At 52.8% G+C, this 20338-nt stretch carries 20 protein-coding genes; 3 read left to right on the forward strand and 17 right to left on the reverse strand.

The genetic code is table 11. From position 1 onward, the window contains the following. Positions 1 to 901: 901 nt before the first annotated feature. Together LKH74_RS11810 and ccpA are read right to left on the reverse strand one after the other, a co-directional pair. On the reverse strand, positions 902 to 1738 hold the full coding sequence (locus LKH74_RS11810) for a hypothetical protein (protein WP_287708507.1): 837 nt from the start codon (positions 1736 to 1738) through the stop codon (positions 902 to 904). 193 nt (positions 1739 to 1931) lie between these two features. Further along, positions 1932 to 2933: a catabolite control protein A gene (ccpA, locus tag LKH74_RS11815; protein ID WP_135367709.1), complete on the reverse strand. Its 1002-nt coding sequence runs from the start codon at positions 2931 to 2933 to the stop codon at positions 1932 to 1934. A gap of 364 nt (positions 2934 to 3297) precedes the next feature. Between ccpA and LKH74_RS11820 the strand changes: the two genes are divergently transcribed. Next, positions 3298 to 4395, forward strand: coding sequence for a M24 family metallopeptidase (locus LKH74_RS11820; RefSeq protein ID WP_135367708.1), 1098 nt, complete (start codon positions 3298 to 3300; stop codon positions 4393 to 4395). Positions 4396 to 4947: 552 nt separating this feature from the next. Here LKH74_RS11820 and LKH74_RS11825 read toward each other — a convergent pair. Beyond that, entirely contained in the window at positions 4948 to 5370 is a 423-nt protein-coding gene (locus LKH74_RS11825) for a hypothetical protein (RefSeq protein WP_135367707.1), read from the reverse strand. Between the two features lie 27 nt (positions 5371 to 5397). Next, positions 5398 to 5802, reverse strand: coding sequence for a DUF948 domain-containing protein (locus LKH74_RS11830; protein WP_135367706.1), 405 nt, complete (start codon positions 5800 to 5802; stop codon positions 5398 to 5400). 173 nt (positions 5803 to 5975) lie between these two features. Between LKH74_RS11830 and LKH74_RS11835 the strand changes: the two genes are divergently transcribed. Further along, the gene (locus tag LKH74_RS11835) at positions 5976 to 6845 is read left to right on the forward strand and encodes a mechanosensitive ion channel family protein (RefSeq protein ID WP_135367705.1); all 870 of its coding nucleotides are present in this window, start codon (positions 5976 to 5978) and stop codon (positions 6843 to 6845) included. Positions 6846 to 7528: 683 nt separating this feature from the next. On the opposite strand, the gene LKH74_RS11840 is transcribed toward LKH74_RS11835, so the two are convergent. From LKH74_RS11840 to murI, 5 genes are read right to left on the reverse strand one after another with little or no spacing between them, the layout of a single operon-like run. Next, a complete protein-coding gene (locus LKH74_RS11840; protein WP_164505636.1) occupies positions 7529 to 7687 on the reverse strand; it encodes a hypothetical protein in 159 nt (52 codons plus the stop codon). Positions 7688 to 7718: 31 nt separating this feature from the next. Continuing rightward, entirely contained in the window at positions 7719 to 8210 is a 492-nt protein-coding gene (gene cbpB, locus LKH74_RS11845) for a cyclic-di-AMP-binding protein CbpB (protein ID WP_135367704.1), read from the reverse strand. An 8-nt stretch (positions 8211 to 8218) separates the two neighbouring features. After that, entirely contained in the window at positions 8219 to 8746 is a 528-nt protein-coding gene (locus LKH74_RS11850; protein WP_135367703.1) for a YfcE family phosphodiesterase, read from the reverse strand. Between the two features lie 2 nt (positions 8747 to 8748). After that, positions 8749 to 9348, reverse strand: coding sequence for an XTP/dITP diphosphatase (locus tag LKH74_RS11855; protein WP_135367702.1), 600 nt, complete (start codon positions 9346 to 9348; stop codon positions 8749 to 8751). 3 nt (positions 9349 to 9351) lie between these two features. Beyond that, positions 9352 to 10182, reverse strand: coding sequence for a glutamate racemase (gene murI, locus LKH74_RS11860; protein ID WP_287708508.1), 831 nt, complete (start codon positions 10180 to 10182; stop codon positions 9352 to 9354). A 191-nt stretch (positions 10183 to 10373) separates the two neighbouring features. On the opposite strand from murI, the gene LKH74_RS11865 reads away from it, so the two are divergent. After that, positions 10374 to 10883 carry a YslB family protein gene (locus LKH74_RS11865; protein WP_287708509.1) on the forward strand — a complete coding sequence of 170 codons (510 nt, stop codon included), beginning with the start codon at positions 10374 to 10376 and terminating at the stop codon, positions 10881 to 10883. Positions 10884 to 10959: 76 nt separating this feature from the next. Here the strand turns inward: LKH74_RS11865 and trxA are convergent, their stop codons facing one another. From trxA to alaS, 8 genes are all read right to left on the reverse strand, one after another. Further along, positions 10960 to 11277 carry a thioredoxin gene (trxA, locus tag LKH74_RS11870; protein WP_135367699.1) on the reverse strand — a complete coding sequence of 106 codons (318 nt, stop codon included), beginning with the start codon at positions 11275 to 11277 and terminating at the stop codon, positions 10960 to 10962. Positions 11278 to 11380: 103 nt separating this feature from the next. Continuing rightward, complete coding sequence (locus LKH74_RS11875) at positions 11381 to 13744, reverse strand: endonuclease MutS2 (RefSeq protein ID WP_135367698.1); 2364 nt, start codon at positions 13742 to 13744, stop codon at positions 11381 to 11383. A gap of 21 nt (positions 13745 to 13765) precedes the next feature. Next, a complete protein-coding gene (locus LKH74_RS11880; RefSeq protein WP_287708511.1) occupies positions 13766 to 14305 on the reverse strand; it encodes a CvpA family protein in 540 nt (179 codons plus the stop codon). A 1-nt stretch (position 14306) separates the two neighbouring features. Then, complete coding sequence (locus LKH74_RS11885) at positions 14307 to 14573, reverse strand: cell division protein ZapA (protein ID WP_135367696.1); 267 nt, start codon at positions 14571 to 14573, stop codon at positions 14307 to 14309. A 909-nt stretch (positions 14574 to 15482) separates the two neighbouring features. After that, positions 15483 to 15794 carry a DUF1292 domain-containing protein gene (locus LKH74_RS11890; protein ID WP_125576564.1) on the reverse strand — a complete coding sequence of 104 codons (312 nt, stop codon included), beginning with the start codon at positions 15792 to 15794 and terminating at the stop codon, positions 15483 to 15485. Positions 15795 to 15802: 8 nt separating this feature from the next. Further along, complete coding sequence (ruvX, locus tag LKH74_RS11895) at positions 15803 to 16240, reverse strand: Holliday junction resolvase RuvX (RefSeq protein ID WP_135367695.1); 438 nt, start codon at positions 16238 to 16240, stop codon at positions 15803 to 15805. Further along, positions 16237 to 16509 carry an IreB family regulatory phosphoprotein gene (locus LKH74_RS11900; protein WP_020088343.1) on the reverse strand — a complete coding sequence of 91 codons (273 nt, stop codon included), beginning with the start codon at positions 16507 to 16509 and terminating at the stop codon, positions 16237 to 16239. Before LKH74_RS11900 ends, ruvX begins: the two co-directional genes overlap by 4 nt. A gap of 250 nt (positions 16510 to 16759) precedes the next feature. Next, the gene (alaS, locus tag LKH74_RS11905) at positions 16760 to 19399 is read right to left on the reverse strand and encodes an alanine--tRNA ligase (RefSeq protein ID WP_135367694.1); all 2640 of its coding nucleotides are present in this window, start codon (positions 19397 to 19399) and stop codon (positions 16760 to 16762) included. Between the last annotated feature and the right edge of the window lie 939 nt (positions 19400 to 20338).

A 20338-nucleotide genomic window follows, 5' to 3' on the forward strand; every position in this document is an offset into this window, starting at 1 on the left:
CTCTGATTCGTATAGGTAAACGTCAACATGGAATACTGACCATCAGACGGTGTATTCCCCGAGTCTGGCGACACCAGCGTCAAGTAGCCATTGTTTTCCGTATAGCGGAGCCAGTTGTCCGTCTGCCACTCAGCGGGTCCGGCCCCTCGGGAATGTAGACGTTGTCAATGTTGGCCCACTGGCGTTGCGGTAGCCGGCTTATTTTTGCCCAAAACCACGCTGTTCGCTGGTTGAGCAGCTGCCTGTTGGGTAAGTGATGCCGCGTCTTGCGCCGGTGCGAGATCAGACTCATCACCCGTGGCAGCCTTGGCTGACGTCATTCCTAGACTAACGCTCAGTAAGACCGTTCCCGTTAGCAGTCCGTAGTTTAGCGACTTTGTACATTTTTTTTACGTGAAGACTATTCTGGTTGTTTACCTTTGTTCTCCCGTTGCTCATCTGTTGAGCCCCCTACTAAAATAGTGTTTCGACCCCCTGGTAACCGACAATTGACTGATAGTTCACTGAATTTACTGACATAACCACCCTCACGGATTTGCCTGGATGGGGTCAATCAATATTGCTCTTTTATTCACATGAATTCATCCGTGACATCCCTTGATTCACGACTATCCCCGCACGCATCAGCCTGATCGCCAATTCTTTCTAATCATCAGCATCCCAATAAAATCGAATTATTACATTTCTTATATTGCGCCTCCCTTAAACTAATTGCAAGATAATATGACAAAAACATTTCAAAAGTTGACTGTTTTAATAGCCGGTTATTTGACTGCCCCTATATCTCTACTAACGAAATTCAAGAGAATTTGATAACCCCAGGTGAGCATCCTTAAGAAAAAAACAGCATTTCTCTTTAAACAAAAAAAGCCCGAGACCTCTGTCCCGAACTCATTCATCCTTAATTTTCCTGGCGAAACGTGTGGTGCCCTAGCAACACCAGCAGGCCGACGACCACCTCGGCAACGCCGGCGAACATGACCACGCCCAAGCCACTGCGACCAATCGTCGTGAGCAACTGATTGACGGCTTGACTATTGCCGCTCAACACCAGTGGTAAGCCAAAGTAACCGGCCAAGCCGACCAGCCCGGTCAAGAGACCGCCGAGCGCCAATCCCGGCCCTAGGCTGGCAAAAACGTGGTGCACGCTCAGCGCATAGAAAAAGGTGACGACCAGCAGCATGAGTGCCGCCAGCATGACCCAAAAATTCAGCTTTCTAGCCCGTTGAACCTGCACAGCAGCTTGGGACATAGCCGACGTGTTAAACGCCGCCTTCGCCCGTTTTTGGGCCGTTGTCGCCATGCTAGCAATCAACTTGCTAGAAGCCGTGACCCCCATCGCCTGCGCCTGGCTGCTCACCGCTGTGGTCAGCTCCGACGTATCCACGCTCGCACTCGTCGTGTCCCCGTACAGTTGCGCCACCCCAACCGCTAAATACGGCTGGGCAATGCTCGATGTGATGGGCGCACCCGCGACACCAAGGTTTTGCAGGTCATCGTTCAACCGATTGATGATCTTCTCACCAAAGCTCGACCGGGAAACGACTCCCGCCGTGTAGGTCGCGTTGAAGACCGTCACGCGCAGACCGACCGTGACCGTCAGCAGTAAGATGAGAAACGCGACCCACCGCGCCAATGCTGGCCGCCGTTGATAGCCCGTCGCTGGTGGGGCCGATTGTTGTTGCGGTGCCGGCTCTTCATTGGCGTGATAGCGCGCCATCCGACTATTTTCACTCATAAGAACCACCTCCCGTTACCCAATATAATTTGCTTATTATTGTAGCACATCTGAGTTTCACTTAGATTAAGTCTACGTTAAACAGAGAAAAATTTATGTTTTGCAGCAAAGCGTGGGCCAACAGGCGGTCAACCCCAGCTTAACGACAAACAAAAAGGTTTTGGCACCACGTCCAAAACCTTTGTCAAAGACCCTATTTCGTCGAACTCCGCTTCATTAACCCGTAAGGCAAGATGACGGTGTTCTCTTCAACTGTTTCGTTATTCATGAGCTTGGTCAACAAGCGCATGGCCACGGCCCCAATATCATAGAGGGGTTGCGTGATGGAACTCATCTTGGGCCGAACCAGTTCGGTCAGCTTGGTGTCGTTGCTGGTGATGACTTCAAATTCACCCGGAACGTCCACCCCAGCGTCGGTCAAGCCGTTCATGACCCCAGCGGCCAATTCATCGTCGCCGACAAAGGCCGCGGTAGCGCCCACCGCACTCAAGGCAGGTTCCAAGGATTGACCAGCCTTGTAAGTGTAATCTGTTTCAAAGACCAGCTTGTCGTCGTAAGGGATCCCGGCGTCTTTCAAGGCCTTCTTGTACCCTTTCAACCGATAATCGTGGTTGATGGCTTCATCCATGGGCCCGGAGACGAAGGCAATCTTTTGGTTGCCATGGTCGATCAGGTTCTTCACGGCTTCCGCAACCGCCGCCACGTAATCGATGTTGACGCTAGGTTGCGCCTTTTCCGAATCCACGGAGCCGGCCAAGACGACCGGTGCCTTGGAGCGCTTGAATTCTTCGCGCAATTCGTCGGTAACTTGGTTGCCCATGAAAATGATACCGTCGACTTGCTTGGCCATCAAGGTGTTCAAGACTTGAACTTCCTTGCCGCCGTTTTCATCAGAGTTGGTTAAAATGATGTTGTATTTGTACATCATCGCAATATCATCGATCCCCCGAGCGAGCGAAGAGAAGTAGATATTGGTGACGTCGGGGATAATAACTCCCACAGTCGTCGTCTTCTTACTTGCCAGTCCCCGAGCAACGGCGTTTGGCCGATAGTCCAGCCGGTCAATGACCTCTAAAACTTTCTTGCGTGTCGCTGGCTTAACATTAGGATTCCCATTGACCACCCGTGAAACGGTGGCCATGGAAACCGCTGCTTCGCGAGCCACATCGTAAATTGTTACAGTTTGTTTTTCCATAGCGATAGCCCTTTCTTCCGTGTTTTGATTTGTTTTCATTCGTTTTCAAGCAACTTGACCAGTATACAGAAAGTCAATCAGGGACGCAACATTGAAAACGCTTTCAAATCAAAGAATACCTTAATTTCATCGAATTTTCAAGGCACATCTCTCCATATGGTGCAACCTTCGCGGTGGACATGGTTTACTATAGGTCACTTTAAGCGCGTTGTTAAGCCATTTACAGAAAACGGGCTGAGTGGTCAGGTGATAAAATTTAATTCGAAAATTTTCGACGGCCTTCGTGAAAATCCCGATAGTTTCTGCCCTCGGAATCTAAGTAGCGCTATGCTATAATTAACACATATTCTAAAGGGGTGATTGAATGACTAAACTCGAACAGATTCAGCAATGGACAGCACAGCACCACGCCAGCATGACTTATCTCAGCAATCCCAAAACGATCCAATACTTAACTGGCTTTGGGAGCGACCCGATCGAGCGGGTACTGGCACTCGTCATCTTCCCGGACCAAGACCCGTTCATCTTTGCACCCGCCTTGGAAGTCGAAGTCATTAAAGAAACCGGCTGGCAATTCCCAGTCATTGGCTACCTAGACCACGAAAACCCTTGGGCTATGATTGCGGATCAAGTAAAGCAACGCCACGTGGACCCCACCCACATCGCTTTGGAAAAGGGTCAGCTACCAGTGGCCCGAATGGAAGCGTTGGCCGCACAATTCAGCGACCCCCATTTCGACCTGGACATCACCAGCTTCATTGAACACATGCGTCTGATCAAGTCGCCCGAAGAAATCAAGAAGCTAGAAATCGCCGGCAAATGGGACGATTTCGCCTTTGAACACGGCTTTGCGGCGGTTAAGGCCGGCAAGACGGAACAATCCGCCGTCGCCGAACTGCAATACGCTTTAATGAAGGAAGGCATTATGGAAATGTCCTTCGGTAGTTTGGTCCAAGCCGGGGCACACGCCGCTGAACCTCACGGTGCCACCAACGCCACGAAATTCGAAAACAACGAATTGGTCCTGTTTGACCTGGGGACCGTATACGACGGTTACATTTCTGACGCATCGCGGACGGTAGCCTTAGGGACCCCCACGGCCAAGGAAAAGGAAATCTACGACGTTTGTCTGGAAGCCCAATTAACGGCCCAAGCCGCGGTTAAGCCTGGCTTGACCGCTGCCGAACTTGACAAGATTGCCCGCGATATCATCACCAAGGCCGGCTACGGCGAATACTTCATTCACCGCTTGGGCCACGGCATGGGCATGAGTGATCACGAATTTCCATCCATCATGGCGGGCAACGACTTGGTCTTAGAACCAGGCATGTGCTTCTCTATCGAACCCGGTATCTACATCCCTGGTGTGGCCGGTGTCCGGATCGAAGACTGTGTCCACGTCACGGAAAACGGCAGTCTGCCATTCACCCATACGCCTAAGGAACTGACTTACGTGGGTTAATGCGCGTCAACTGTCTTTTGGCACACGTTTGGCCATTTAAAGTTGAACACATAAGGGTCTGAGATATTGGTCTCAGGCCTTTTTGATTGTCTGTATATTTACAACTCCACATTGCTTGAACTGGCCGCCTTACCGTTCACTAGATATGAGTTGGAACGCTGAGGGCGCCGGGTCGAGCCCAAGGGCGGTCTCGGCCCTCAACTTTGAGCCGGCAACCCACGTCTCAAAGTTGTCAGTTCCCTAAGCGCCATAATCCGCGCCGCTAAGGGAACTCCCACAGCTGAACTCATATCTAGTGAACTCTCGGCTACGGTAGTAGATACCAGAACAACTGGCTTAACCTTTCAAAAAATTGGTGGTTTGGGGACAATAACTTTTAGACGCCAAGTAAATATCAAGGCCAGTCTTCGGCTTCTAATAACAGTCCCCCAAAAGAAATTTCACGTAACAGTAAAGAGACTAACTCAGCCCTACCGCCGCACCAGACACAAGCACCCCAGTCCAAGGGCAGAAAAAAAGCCACAGCCGGAGCCGTGACTTGTGAGAACTTGTTTAAACTGGTTTGTCCGCTGATGGTTCGTCGGTAGCGGGCTTTTCGTCGTTCGCTGCTTCATCAGTGGCGTCGGCAGCCGCATCCGTTGTGTCCGTGTCGGCGTCTTCGTTAGGCAGGTCGCTAACGTCATTACTGCTTAACACGATGTCATCATCGGCGTCGTCAGCCGTGTCATCCTGGCTGGCATCTTGCCAAGCCGGGGCATCACTCTTGCCCGCCAAGCGGTCGTCTAAAGCGGCCTTGAAGTCGTCGGCGGCATCTGCCGCGTAAAATGCGTAATCCACTGCGCGATCCTTGAACGCATTGTACCGGTCACGAGCGGCATCCTTCAACGCTTCACGTTGTTCCAAATCTAGCGTGTGATAAGCCGCGTAGGCCACGCCACCCAGTACCAGTCCTGCTAATAATTTGTGTTTTGCCATCTTCATGACTTCCTTTCCGTGAATCACTTAGTCTTTCGTCTTCCGGTTCTTGTACAAATCAAACGCGGTCTTGCCCACGCGAGCAGCCAGCGATGTCTTGGCTGTGGTCTTAGCGGTCTCTCCCACGCGGTCGGTCAGCTTGCGGGTCGCGGTGTTCAAATCAGAAACACTCTCGCCCAGATCAGCGGCGGCTTGGAATACCGGATCAATCGTCGCCACTTTCTTATTCACATCCTCCAACAGCTCGTTGGCATTGGCCATAATATCTTCGGCCTGGTGACTGATGACATCCACATCCGACGTCATCGTCTTCATTGAGCGATTGACCTCACTCAACGTTTTATTCATTTTTACTAAGAACATGCCAATGAAGAGAACCAAGATTAGAAACGCAATCGCTGCAATCAGGCCCGCTACTTGTCCACCGGTCATGACAACCCCTCCTTGTGCTCGTTACTTACCAATAGAATAGCATTCTCAGCGCTTACACGCAATTAATACCCCGATTCTAATTGGTTTTCTTTGACAAGACTAGTAAAATAAGGGTTACGGCGCCGCGGATTCCCAATTGGCGGCGACCCTATTTTGCAAAGGAGGCTCGTCTCGTGACGGACCTAATCACCACTTCAGCCACCTCTTCCAAATGGCTGCAACACTACTTAAAATCATTTGATTGGGAAAAGGTACTTCACCTGATTACCAGTCGGTTTCTCAGTCTGCTATTTTTAACGATTCTATTTCTGGTCATCAACGTGGTTGGTCGCTGGATCTTGAATCGCAGTTTCAAACGCTACCTGACGCCCAAGGATGGCGCCAACAATCGGCTCCAGACCATCAGCATGTTGACGATGAATCTCTTTCATTACACCGTCATCTTCTTTTGGGCCTACGCCATGCTGTCGACTTTGGGAGTACCCATTGGCACGCTGGTCGCTGGGGCCGGAATCTTCAGTCTGGCTTTAGGGCTGGGTGCCCAAGGCTTCGTCAGCGACCTGGTAACCGGGATTTCCATTTTGCTAGAACAACAATTTGACGTCGGCGACACGGTCAAAATTGGGCTGATTGAGGGCACGGTGTCCGCCATGGGCCTGCGTACCACGCAGGTCACGTCGGCCGATGGCACGGTCAACTTCATCCCCAACCGCAATATCACCATCGTGGCCAACCGGTCGCGCAACGATATGCACGCGACCATCAACATCCCCATCGCCTCCACCACACCCGTGGAACAGCTACCGGCGATCATTCACGCGACCAACGCCCGTCTGTTGCCAGAGCACCCGAGCGTCATCAGCGAACCGATCATTACTGGTGTCGTGACCCTGCCAACGGGCGAATTGGTCTATCAGGTCAATCTCGTCGCCAAAAACGGCAGTCAGTTCAAGCTCCAGGCCACCTTCCTGACGGCCTACCTCAAGGCTATCCGCGAGGCCGGCATCACCCTGCCGACTCACGCGCCGCTCACTAACAAATAAGCATTTACTCTGCAACTCATAGCGTTGGGATTCATCGGTTACAGCTGCTTAACTGTCCGCCTACCGTCCGGACTGGTGGTTCCCCTCCTAGTAGACAAAACACTGGTGTCCCAGGAATCAACACATTAATTTCATTTCAGCCTTGAAATAAACCAGCAAAAAAGTGATCACTGCCCAATCCGGGTGGTGATCACTTTTTGCTTCATGTTTAACTGATGGTTGAAAACCACAAATTGGCTAGAATCATGGTTACCATGCGACTCATGGCGTTAGGATTAGTTTTTGACCGCGTCATACTGGAAATTGCTCGCCTACCGTTCGCCGAATAGGGGTTGGTGGACCGAGCCAAAAATCGCGTCTATATCCGCCACATGGCCGAAACGGGCACCCACACAATGGTTCTGGTACAACGGACACTACCGTGGGCTTAGGCTCACTGCCACGTTGCTGACCAGCATCTCTGTAGCCGAGAGTTCGCTAGCTAGGCGTTCAGCCGTGGGAGTTTCCTTAGCGGCACGGTTCATGGCGCTTAGGAAACTGACAACTTGGAGACGCGGGTTACCGGCTCCAAGTTGAGGTTCAAGACCGCCCTTTGGCTTGGACCGGCGCCCACCGCGTACCGACGCCTAGCTAGCGAACGGTAAGGCGGCGGTATCGCCCATGTTGCCTAGCAGTAGCCACAGTTAGCGGTCGAGCCGCCACCAGTCGATGGTGCTGAACATGACCAGCACAAATAAAATCAAAAACGACCAGTAGCTCCCCGCACCAGTGGCGGCCATGATGGCCAGCCCAATGGTAAAGAGCCACAAAATACCGATTAAAATGCCAAGCACTACTTTCACCAGGGATTCCTCCTCATCTCACCGTTAGGGCTTAACTTTCCGACAATTGACCTTCATCAGTCAAGGCCGTCACGGTGTAATGATTATCTAAGTTATGCGCTAAGTAATTCACGCGTTTTAAAATTTCTCGCCGCGTGATAATCCCTTGAAAAACGTTTTGGTCGTTTAACAACGGAATAAAGGGCTCGTCGACCATATAGTTTAAAATCGTTTCGAGCTTCTTGGGGTCATCGACCCAATGCTCGACGGGTAACATCGCATCAGCTACCGTATATTGGCTGAGCTGTTCAACCGCAGCGCCCGGAACGTGCAGCAATTTATCCGTAATCGCCGCCAGCGAGATCATGCCTTGCAGGTGGTCATCGGCGTCCAGCACGGGAATCCGGCTGTAGCCCACCTTCGAGAGCACCAATAGCGCATGCTCTAGCGTGTTGGTCGCCGTGACATTGGCGACCACGTCCGCTGGAATCACGTAACTCTTGGGGTCGTCTAGCAGTAACTGCTCCACAGCAGCGTCAATCATACGTTACGTCATCCTTTCTGGTTGCGTGTAAACGTAAATTTCAAATCTGGCACGGGCTGGGCATCGCGGGTATAATACTGCACGACCCACGCAGTCGGTGTCACGGTAATCAGCGCGCAAGTTCCGCCTAGTTGCCGGTATTCGCCCCGTGGCTGACTGATGCTCCCGGGGTTCACGAAGACGTGGCCCCCAGCCTCTTGTGCCGCCAGCTCATGGGTGTGGCCAAAGAAGACCAGGTCGGCCTGCTCTTGATCCGCGTGGAGCTTGAGCTTGGTCAGATCCCAATGGACCTCATCATAGTGGCCGTGCGTCAACAAGACCTTACAGCCATCCACCGTGGGCGTTTGCACCAACGGCAGTTGACTATCAAAATCCATGTTGCCCTGGACCACGTACGCATCCTTGAACCACGGGTCATCGGCCGTCATTTCCGAATCACCACAGTGAAAAATGGTATCCGGTTTTAACGCCGCCTTTAGACTCACCAAAATGTCGCGGTCGCCGTGATTATCACTGATTACCAGCCAACGTGTCATGTTTATTCCTCCCACCATTCATCGAATTGCGGTAGCATTGCCGCCGTGGCCTTGGCGCGGTGACTGTGCTTATTCTTTAATGCCAGACTCATCTCGGCAAACGTCTGCCCATCTTCGGCGACGTAAAACAACGGGTCGTAACCGAAGCCGTCATGGCCGCGCGGTGCCGTTAAAATCTCACCACGAACCTCACCCGTCGCGACCAATTTCTTGCCGTTGGGCTTGATCAAGACCAGCGACGTGTGAAAGGCCGCGCCCCGTTTGGCTTGTGGGACACCTTGCAGGTTCGCCAGTAATTTGGCATTGTTCTTGGCGTCGTCATGGTCACCGGCGTACCGGGCAGAATAGATCCCCGGTTCACCGTTCAGGGCGTCGACCATCAGGCCAGAATCATCAGCCAAAACCGGCAGCTGGGTCTGTTGCGCCACCGCCGTCGCCTTGAGCGTCGCGTTTTCCGTAAACGTCTGCCCAGTTTCTGCGACCTGTTTCAAATCGGGAAAATCTGCCAACGTTTTGACCTGCAGGCCCTTGGGTTCGAAAATCGCACGAAACTCGCGGGCCTTGCCCGGGTTGTTGGTTGCAATGACTAAGGTGTTTGCCATAAGTTATTCTGCCTCCTGGGAAGTGTCTAAAACGGACTCGGATAAATGGTGAACAGCCTTTGGAGCTAAGTCCAACCATTCACTCGCTAATTGATTAAACTGCGCAACGTCTCCCGTCGTGTAGTAGGTCGCCGTGACCGGGTCCCCACTGGCGTTCAACGCGTGTTGTTGCTTTAAAATCTCAGCAGCCTTTTGGGCGGCAGCGACTCCCGGGTCGATTAAGGTGACGTCCGGGCCGACCGCCGCTTGAATGGCGTCGCGCAAGAGTGGAAAATGGGTACACCCCATGACCAGCGTATCGATGCCAGTCCCCTGCAGTGGTGCCAGGTTCTGCGCCACAATCTCGCGGGCGTGGGCTGAATTCAAATCATTTTGCTCCGCCAAGGTCACCATCTGCGGACAAGCCACGCTAATGACTTGACTTTGGGCATCCGCCGCCAAAATGTCGCACTGGTACTGACCGCTATTGACGGTGCCTTCCGTGGCGATGACCCCGATCTGATGGTTCTTCGTAGTCTGAACCGCCATACCCGCCCCGGGGGCAATCACGCCGACGACCGGAACTGGTAGCTCCGCTTGCATTTGGCTCAAGGCCGCAGCCGTGGCCGTATTACAGGCAATGATAAATAACTTCATATGAGCCTGTTGCCGTAAGTAAGTGGCAATCTGCCGGGTGAACGTTGTCACTTCTTCTGCCGACCGGGGACCGTATGGCAAGCGTGCCTGGTCACCCAAAAATACCGTGTTCTCAGCAGGTAAGACCCGCTGAACTTCTTTTAAAACCGTTAAACCGCCGACTCCTGAATCCATGAGGCCAATCGGATCTGTTTGCATGAATCAACGCTCCTTCTCGATGTTCTTGAATCTCCATTATCGCCTTTTTATGAACCGGTTTCAAGTTTCACGCTAGTCAATCTGCCCGGTTAGTCCTAAAAAATGCCTAAAATTTAGCAGATTGTCATATTTGTAAAAAAACTACGGTATAATGGTCACAGAACTGAAACGGAATGAAGGAGCCAACCATCGTGAAAAATTTATATCAAACCGTCATGGCCGATGCCGACGGAGCCACTAATTTCCCGCAAATGCTGATTCGTGAAGCCCTCCTCCCCGAATTGTTGGGCGACGACCAGGGGGCCATCAGCTACTGGGCTGGCAAATCACTGGCCCGGCGCTTTCCTCTGGGCAACCCCAAGGACGCCGCGACTTTCTTTAGCCAGGCCGGTTTTGGCACGCTGACCTTAGTCAAACAGACTGCGCAAATGACGCGCTGGCAGCTCAGCGGCGCGCCCGTCAAGCTCCGTAAACAAGTCGCTGGTGAAGACGACTTCACCTTAGAGGCCGGTTTCTTGGCCGAAATGATGGCCCAACAGCTGGGTGTGGCCGCCGAAGCGGAGCTGGTCGACTCCCCCCGCAAGCTACAAGCCACCACGGTGACCTTTGACGTCTACACCGACCCCGACGACATCATCCCCGACTACGATGCGCCGGAACCTCTGACCGTCGTTCGCCCGGATACGCCAGACGCGGACTAGGCGGGGCACCGGTCATTTCATTGCATTAAAAAAGCGGTTGTCACAAAAAATGTGACAACCGTTTTTTAACGTCTCGTTAGGCTTCAACGTATTGGTCTAAGATCTTCTTCAATTGATCCTTGGAGTGGTAACCCACGATGGAGTCGACCACTTGGCCATCCTTCTTGACTAACAAGGTTGGGATGCTCATGATGCCAAAAGATTGGGGCGTGTTCGGATTAGCGTCAACGTCCATCTTGTTGAAGGTCACGTTGTCCATCTCATCGGCCAGTTGTTCCACGACGGGTGATTGCATCCGGCAAGGACCACACCAAGTTGCCCAAAAATCAGTCAGCGTGACACCCTTTGCTGTATCTTGTTCAAAGGTCTTATCAGTTGTTTCTGCTACTGCCATACCTATTGCCTCCCTCTCAAATTATCGACTATATTTCTAAGTCTAACAGAATATTCTAAAATCACAACTAAATTGCTTACAATTTATTAGTAGTTTCCGCTTATTACTTAAACCGGACAACCGTAGAGCCGTCCCCACCGGCATTGGCGGGTGAGAAGCCGAAGCTCTTGATGCGGTTGTTGCGCTTCAGGTACTCGGTGACCCCTTTACGTAAGGCCCCGGTGCCCTTGCCGTGAATGATCGTCACGGATGGGTAACCGGCCAGCAGGGCGGAATCAATGTAACGGTCCACCTCGGCCATGGCCTCTTCGTAGCGGTGCCCCCGCAAGTCCAGGGTTGGCGACATGCCGCTAGAGCCACTGCGTTTGACACTGGCCCGTGGTTGCTTGGCCGACTTAGCCGGGTCCTTGGTCTTTTCCAGGTCGTTGTTGGCGATCTTCATCTTCAAGATGCCCAGTTGGACCTCCCAATGGCTATCATCCAGCTGCTGCATCAAGACCCCGATTTGCCCATAGGACTTGACCAGCACGCTGTCGCCCTTGTGGAAGTCCAGCTTGGCCTTTTCGCGCCGCAGCACCCGGTTTTTCTTCAACTTGGTGTCTTGTTGTAAGGCGTTCAAAGCCCCCTGAGCCGCAATCAACTCGTCTTCCTTGACGACGCTCTTGCCGGCGGCCAACTGCTTCTTGCGCAGGTCAGAAATGATTTGGTTGGCCCGCTTCCGGGATTCATCGACCAAGCGGTTGGCGTCCCGTTTGGCATCTAGCATCAGTTGATCCTTTTGGTGCTGGTAAGCGTCAAATTGCTTTTGCAACTGGTCGTGGACCTCGTTGGCTTCGGCCAGTTGGGTCCGCAGACTCTCGGCATCCTGGTCTACCCGGCGTTTCTGCTCGGTCAGATCAGAGATCATGGCGTTCAGGTCCTGACTATCTTGGTCGGTCAATCCCCGCGCCGCATCGACGACTTGTGCCGGCATCCCCAGCCGCGCCGCAATGTCTAAGGCATTACTGCGCCCGGGAATCCCAATCAACAGGTGATACGTCGGCTGTAGGGTTTCGCCGTTGAACTCCATGCTGGCGTTGATGGTGTCCGGCCGATTGTACCCGTAAGCCTTCAGCTCCGGATAGTGGGTCGACGCCATCACGTAGCTACCCAGCGTCCCGATTTCATCCAAAATGGCGATGGCCAAGGCGGCCCCTTCTTGGGGGTCGGTCCCGGCACCCAGTTCATCGACCACGATCAAACTGTGTTCGTCGGCCTGTTTCAAAATAGCCACGATGTTTTCCATGTGCCCAGAGAAGGTACTCAGGCTTTGTTCGATGGATTGCTCATCCCCAATATCCGCGAAGATATCGTGGAAGACACCGATCACACTATTTTCATTGGCCGGAATAAAGAGCCCGGATTGGCCCATCAACTGGACCAATGCCAACGTCTTTAACGTGATGGTCTTCCCACCAGTGTTGGGCCCGGTCACGATGATGGCCTTATAGTCCTTGCCGATGGCGATGTCGTTGGCGACGACCTTCTTTTGGTCGATCAACGGGTGCCGCGCTTGCCGCAAGCTGACCTGGTTGGCCACGGACAATTGTGGCTCCGTGGCTTTCAGGGCGTGGGCGTACTTGGCCTTGGCGTTGATAAAGTCAAAATGACCCAGGATTTCCGAATTCCGCAGAATTTCGTCCTGGTATGGTTCCAATAAGGCCGTCAGTTCCGCCAAGATGCGTTGTTCTTCATGGCGTTCGTCGATTTGATTTTGCCGCAAGCGGTTATTCAAGCCCACGACGGCTTGGGGTTCGATAAACAGCGTTTGCCCACTGGCACTTTGGTCGTGGACGATGCCGCCGAAGTGTTGCTTGTATTCGGCGCGGACCGGGATCACGTAGCGTTCGTCTCGAATCGTGACGATGGTTTCGCTCAAATACTTGGCATCCTTGCCGCGCGTGTATTGGTCCATCGCCGTGCGAATCGCGGCTTCCGTTTGGGTAATGTGTTGGCGAATCTGTTTCAAGGCGGGTGAGGCCTCATCCGTCAACCGGCCGTCACCTTCTAGAGAAACGCGCAACCGGCGCGTCACGTCGGGCAAGGTCACCAGTTCCTTGACTTCGCGGTCGAGGCGCCGCAACGCCACTTCCTTTTCGGCCAGGTCGCGGAAAAATTTTGCGACCGACCCCGTTGTCCACAGCACTCGGCTGATTTGGGCCAATTCCAGCCCGTTCAGCGCGGCTTCCATGGCCAACCGGTGTAAATGGGGCCGAATATCATCCAGCTTGGGCAGGGGAATCCCACTTTCCAAGCGGTAAATATCCGCACCATCCCTGGTTTCATCTAACCAGATCTGGAGTTGTTTGGCATCGGCCGTGGGCGCTAACTTGGCCAGTTCGTGTTGGCCAGCAGCGGAGACCAAGTAGCCCCGTAAGGCTTGCTTGATGCGGTCGTACTCCATAATTTTTAAAGTTTTTGAATTCATTTGGGTCCTCCCGAATTGCGTTTAATTCGATGTGTGTTCCGTTAGCCACCAGCTAAAGACCCGCTTGGACAAGATCGGCGTTTGCTTCACGATCCACTGCGCCACTGGTGACGCTTGATAACTGCTCTGAAATCCCGAAATCGGGACCAGAATCAATAAATTTAACGTTAAAAAAATCACCACGTAACGGATGGCCAGATTGATGAGGCCCCCGGCCAGCGAGTTCACCTGATGGATCACCGGCAGCCAGGTCACCTTGTTGAGGCTATAGGCGACCCGGTGGACGATGAAAAAGCCCACCGTCAGAATCGCCGAAAAAGCCAGGCCGTTTAAGAAAAAGGAACTACTCTGCCCGGCCGTCACGTCACTGACCGAACTGTTGAGCGACAAATTGCCCACAAATTGGCCAATGCCACTGGCTAACGGCTTGGCGCCCAGCCGCGCGGCAATCCACACGACGATGTAACCAATCGTGTTTAAAATCTGCAAGACCAGCCCACGCCGGTATCCGCGCCGAAAGCCCAAAATTAAGACGACCAGAATGATTAAGCTTAAAACCAAACTATTCCTCCGTTTCCGTTGAATCCGGTTGCGTGTCATCATCGTGGTCATTTGCCGCCGCCATCTTTAGTTGATCCGAGATGGCATTGAACGCCATCAAGATGGCCGCGTCTTCTTTACTGATGTTCGGTGACAGTTCCTTGAGCTGCGTAAACTGTTGATTCAGCACCTCGGTGACTGCCCGCATGTGTTCGTCTGTTGCTTGGCCGACGATCGTGTAACTTTTACCCGCAATAACGGCTTTAAAGCGGTGTGTTTCTTCAGTCATTTTAAAATTCCCCCTGTTTGGCACAACGCCTTATTTTACCATTAAATGGTAGGCGGCCGCACGTTTTGCCGCTTAAATTGCTTGTAAGATTGTCAGTTCCGACTGAAACTGTTTTTTTGCCAGGACGTTTGTGCTAGTTGGCCGCCGCCCGTTCGCCGTGTCAGTGACGTGGATTAGGCCAGTTGCCTGCGGCTGCCAGGGGTTCCGCCTGCTATGGGGGACGCCTCCAGCCTGAGGAGCGGTCTTTCGGCTCGCTTGAAAGCCTGGCACAAAACCGCCAGTCTCCCAAGTCGCCCCACGCTGTAGGCCGAGAAAATACCTCGGCCAACACCGTCGACACAGCTGGCTCCACCCCTGGCCTCCTCCGGCAGATTGGCGGTCACTGGTCACTAACCGCAACGCAGCCAGCAATAACCCATGTTGCCACCAACTTGAACGAGCTCAGCCGCTGAAAGCGTGTGACAACAGGCAGTTAACTGGCGAGCATTACGGGTGGGTGATACCCACCCTGTTCCGGTCTATGCGGCCACTGTGAACCGTGGGCTGCGGTTCAAAACAGGCGTCGAGACCATCCTGTGACTCGACCTGCACACCGCGTTTCTGCTGGCAGCCGCAGGCAACTGGCCTAGTCCACGTTGCAACCGTTAGTGAACGGGAGACGGCCGTGAAATTTTTCGTAGCAAAAACGAGCCTAGGACAAAACTTCCCAGCCCCGTCGCCTTCACCTTTACATAGCTGAAACGTGCGCCAAAAGGCAGCCGGTTCCGCCTAAACCTGATAACCAAACAATCCAAGACCAGGATTATTCGGTTATCAGCCTTAATGCTCGTCGGCTAATCGCCTTTTGGCCCACTCTCATTTTTCGTAGCAAAAAGGACGGAATTTCTTCCGTCCCCGCGTTGAAACTGACTAGTCTTTTTTGCCGGCGTTAGGATCAATGGTCCCGTCAGCTAAGAAGGTGTTCAGTACGGATTCAACCATATCCCATTCTTCGTCGGACTCAATTAATTGTAAGTCGCCACCAGATGGGTTAGCTGGATCATCGTCTTCTGGTAAGGCGTAGGCTTGGATATCAACTTCCTCGTCGTCGCTCTTGCCAGATGGGTAAATCAAGATGTATGACTTACCAAAATCGTCAGATTCAAAGGTAAACAGGACATCGTAGAGTTCTTCATTACCGTTTTCGTCAACTAATGTGATTTGTTCTTGGTCTTCGTTCATGGGAAACCTCACTTTTCTTTAGTCAGCTTGCCGTGGCGATCCAGATAGTTCTGGAGAATCAACCCGGCAGCTAATTTGTCAATAACTTTTTTGCGTTTACGACGGGACGTATCCGCTTGTTCCACTAACATACGCTCCGCCTCAACGGTTGTCAACCGCTCGTCTTCAAAGTCGACGGGCAGGCCGAACTTTTCCGTTAGCATCTCACCGTAGTGTTTGGACGCTGCCGCCCGCGGTCCTAACGAATTGTTCATGTTCTTGGGTAACCCGACCACAAAGCCTTGGACTTCGTGGGTGGCCACCAGCTCCGCGACCCGGTCCAAGCCAAAGATTTGTTCCTCTTCTTTGATTGGAATGATCTCAATGCCTTGTGCCGTCCACCCGAGGGCGTCGCTAATCGCAATACCCACGGTGCGGGACCCAACGTCTAACCCCATTAATTTCATGAAGGTTTCACCGGTCCATTCTGATTCAGGTAAACCCGCACGAGTTCTTCGATGATCTCGTCACGCTCGTGTTTCCGAATCAAGTTCCGGGCATCATTGATCCGCGGAATGTATGCAGGATCGCCCGATAGGAGGTAACCGACAATCTGATTAATTGGGTTGTAACCCTTTTCCTCTAGTGCCTGATAAACCGTTACCAGTGTATCGTGGACGTCCTTTGGTTGGTTAGCGCCAAAGTCAAAATACATCGTTTTGTCTAATGAACTCACTATAAAACACCCCCGCACTTCCTCACTTAGCCTCAATTTTACTCGATTACCGGTCAAACTACAACGGACTTACGCAATGTAATCTATTCGTAATACGACTGGTACGAAGGGAGCCGCCCAATTGAGCTGCTCCCCTCCACTAAGCCATTCTTTAGTTTCAATTGCTGGTCAGTGTTACTCACCAGGTTAACCCAGTTAAATATATTACCAGTGTAACAGAGTTTTTCGCTGTTGCAAGTAACTCGTCACGCTAGTCTTGCGCAGCCAACCAGTCGGCCGCTGCGGCCATGGCGTCTGGCAAGCCTGCAGGATTCTTCCCACCGGCTTGGGCCAGGTTGGGACGACCGCCGCCACCACCGTTGATCTTCGGTGAAATGGCCTTAATCAGGTCGCCGGCCTTGACTTGCTTTTGCTTGTCCGCGCTCACAGCGACGATCAAGTTGGCCTTGCCATTGACCTCGGCTCCTAATACTAACACATCAGACAGGGCTTGGTCACGCCAAGTGTCTGCCAATGCCCGCAGCTGATCCATCTTGGAAACTTGCACGGTCCCGCTGATCAACTTGTAGTTACCGGCCGTTGCCACGTTGTCAAAGACAGCGCTGGCTTGTTGGCTCGCCAATTTGCCTTCTAAGGCCGCTTGCTTTTGTTCTAAGGCCTTGACCTGTGCTTGGAGGGCTTGGACCTTCTGTTCGACCTCAGTGACCTGAGTGACCTTTAAATCGCCCGCAACGGCGCTTAAGATCTCGTCATGGTCATGCAGGTACTTGTAAGCCGCCGCAGACGTCACGGCTTCGATCCGCCGAACACCGGCACCGACCCCGGATTCAGAGGTGATCTTGAACAAGCCGATCTCGTTGGTGTTCTTAACGTGGTTCCCGCCACAGAATTCGGTGACGAAATCCCCCGCACTCACGACGCGGACGACCTTGCCGTACTTTTCGCTAAATAAGGCAATGGCGCCCATCTTCTTGGCGGATTCGATATCCGTTTCCACCGTCGTGACTGGCAGTTCTGCGAAGATCTTTTCGTTGACGATGGCTTCAGCCTTGGCTAAATCAGCTGGGTCGACTTGCCCAAAGTGGGTGAAGTCAAAACGCAGGTAATCGCCTTCGACCAGGGAGCCGGCCTGTTGGGTGTGTTCGCCAAAGACTTCTCGTAACGCCTTGTCCAGCAAGTGGGTCGCGGTATGGTTCTTTTCGACCTTGCTGTGGAAGACCGTGTCGACCTTCAACTGGTAGGTGGCACCCTTCTTCAATGGCGCCACGACCGTTAGCGTGTGGAGGTTTTGGCCGTTGGGGGCGTGTTGGACGTCGGCAACGTGGGCAACCACGTGACCATCTTCGTCCAAGATGTCCCCTTTATCAGCGACCTGACCACCCATTTCCGCGTAGAACGGCGTGGTGTCAAACATGGCTTCGACCGTGCCGGACGTGGCTTCGTCAGCCAATTGGTCATCGACGACCAGTTCCGTTAACTTGCTGGTCGTGGCCAGTTGGGTGTACCCCACGTACTTGCTAGGGGTCTTGACGTTGATCAACAGGTCATGTTGTAAGCCCATGGCCGTTTGCTTGCCCCGTGCGTTGCGGGCCCGGTCCTTTTGCTTTTGCATTTCGGCCTTGAAACCGTCAACGTCGACCGTGATATCTTGGTCATCGGCATATTCTTCGGTCAATTCAACCGGGAAGCCGTACGTATCATACAACTTGAAGGCATCGGGACCAGCGATTTGGCTGCCGCCTTGCTTCTTCAAATCGGCAATCAGGCTGTTCAGTAACGTTAACCCGCCGTCCAGCGTTTCGCCAAACCGATCTTCTTCGGATCGAACGACCTTGGCGATGTAATCGGCCTGTTGTAAGACGTCTGGGTAGTAGGATTGCATGATCTTACCGACAACCGGTACCAATTGGTCCAAAAAGGCCCCTTGGATGCCCAGCTTTTGGCCGTTGACGATGGCCCGCCGAATCAACCGCCGAATGACGTAACCGCGGCCTTCGTTACCTGGCAGCGCCCCATCACCGATGGCAAACGTAATCGCCCGCGCGTGGTCGGCAATCACCTTGAAGGACACGTCGTCTTCGGCGTTAGCCCCGTACTTCTTGCCGTCGCTGAGTTCGGCCGTCTTTTCAATGATGGGTAAGAACAGGTCGGTCTCAAAGTTCGTCCGTGCATTTTGGAAGATGGAAACGACCCGTTCGAGCCCCATCCCCGTATCAATGTTCTTCCGTGGCAGTGGCTTGTAGCTACCGTCCGGCTCATGGTTGAATTGTGAGAACACGATGTTCCACACTTCCAGGTAACGTTCGTTTTCGCCACCAGGATAGTTTTCTGGGTCGTCTGCGGCCAAGTTGTTAAAGGCCTCACCGCGGTCGTAGAAGATTTCGGAATCGGGACCCGAAGGACCTTCACCAATATCCCAAAAGTTGTCTTCAACTGGAATGATGTGATCAGGCGCCACACCGGCAGCTTCCCAGTCATCCTTGGCGTCGGTATCCTTGGGGTAGACCGTCATGTACAGTTTATCGGGATCCCAGCCGAACCAGTCGGGAGACGTCAATAATTCCCAGGCCCAGGTAATGGCTTCTTTCTTGAAGTAATCCCCCACAGAGAAGTTCCCAAGCATTTCAAACAGCGTGTGGTGTCGCGCCGTCTTCCCCACGTTTTCAATATCGTTGGTCCGAATACTCTTTTGTGAACTGGTCAACCGCGGATTCTCCGGAACCACTTGGCCGGAGAAATATTTCTTCATCGTGGCCACCCCGGAATTGATCCACAACAATGACGGATCATCCTTAGGGACCAGGGATGCACTAGGTTCAATCGTGTGCCCCTTCGACTTGAAAAAGTCGAGGTACATTTGACGAATTTGACTACTTGTAAGCTCTTTCATCTCTTAAATAACCTCCCAAAATGTCAAAAACACCGTTGCCCGTAGAGACGCCGAAGCGCGGTACCACTCTACTTGCAACGATGTTTTAATCGTTAACCTCTTAAACTCATAACGCTGAGTCGCGATGAAACTGAGGGAGCGCCACCGAATCCATGAGTCGTTTTTCACAGCTACCAAAACGTTTCTGAAAGTCACCGATTCGGGGTATATCCTCGTAGTAATATTTAAATGTCCACTTGAAATTATAGGGGTGGCGCGGCTCCTTGTCAATTAAGGTTTCCCGGTTTTTACCAGTATCTTGCCTTTTTTTGGAAACAGCGCCGACAGTGCCTGCGGCTGACAGCATGGCGACAACTGTCCGCCTACCGCTCACCAAATATGGGCCGGTACGCGGTGGGCGTCGGGCCGATAGCCCGCGTCCCCAAGGTGCCAGTTCCCTAAGCGCCATAAACCGTGCCGCTAAGGGAACTCCCACGGCTGAACCCATATTTGGTGAGCTCTCGGCTACGATTGGAGACGGCCAGATACAATGGTGATTCAGTGGTTCCCCGGCCATATGGCCAACGGACGCTATTACTGCAACACGTGCAAAAACGGGCAGGTCCCTGCGCTTAGTAAAAATAAGGCCTCCTGCCCGGGATTGTGACTCCGTGGCTGGACTGGTTCGGTTCGTTAATGACATCTTCGCCAGGCTATCCTGGCCCTGGCGGCCTCCGAAACGTGCTCCGCGAACCAGACTCCTGCGCTTAGAAAAATAAGATGCCCCTATCCGGCTTTGCTCTTTAAGTCTTGACTGGTTCGGTTCGTTAAAGATATTTTCGTCACTCTATCCTGATTCTGGCGGCCTCCGAAACGTGCTCCGCGAACCAGACTCCTGCGCTTAGAAAAATAAGGTGCCCCTATTCGGCTTTGCCGAATAGGAACACCTTATTCCTCTAA

It is taken from the genome of Levilactobacillus sp. (assembly GCF_022646225.1).
GTDB lineage: Bacteria > Bacillota > Bacilli > Lactobacillales > Lactobacillaceae > Levilactobacillus > Levilactobacillus suantsaiihabitans.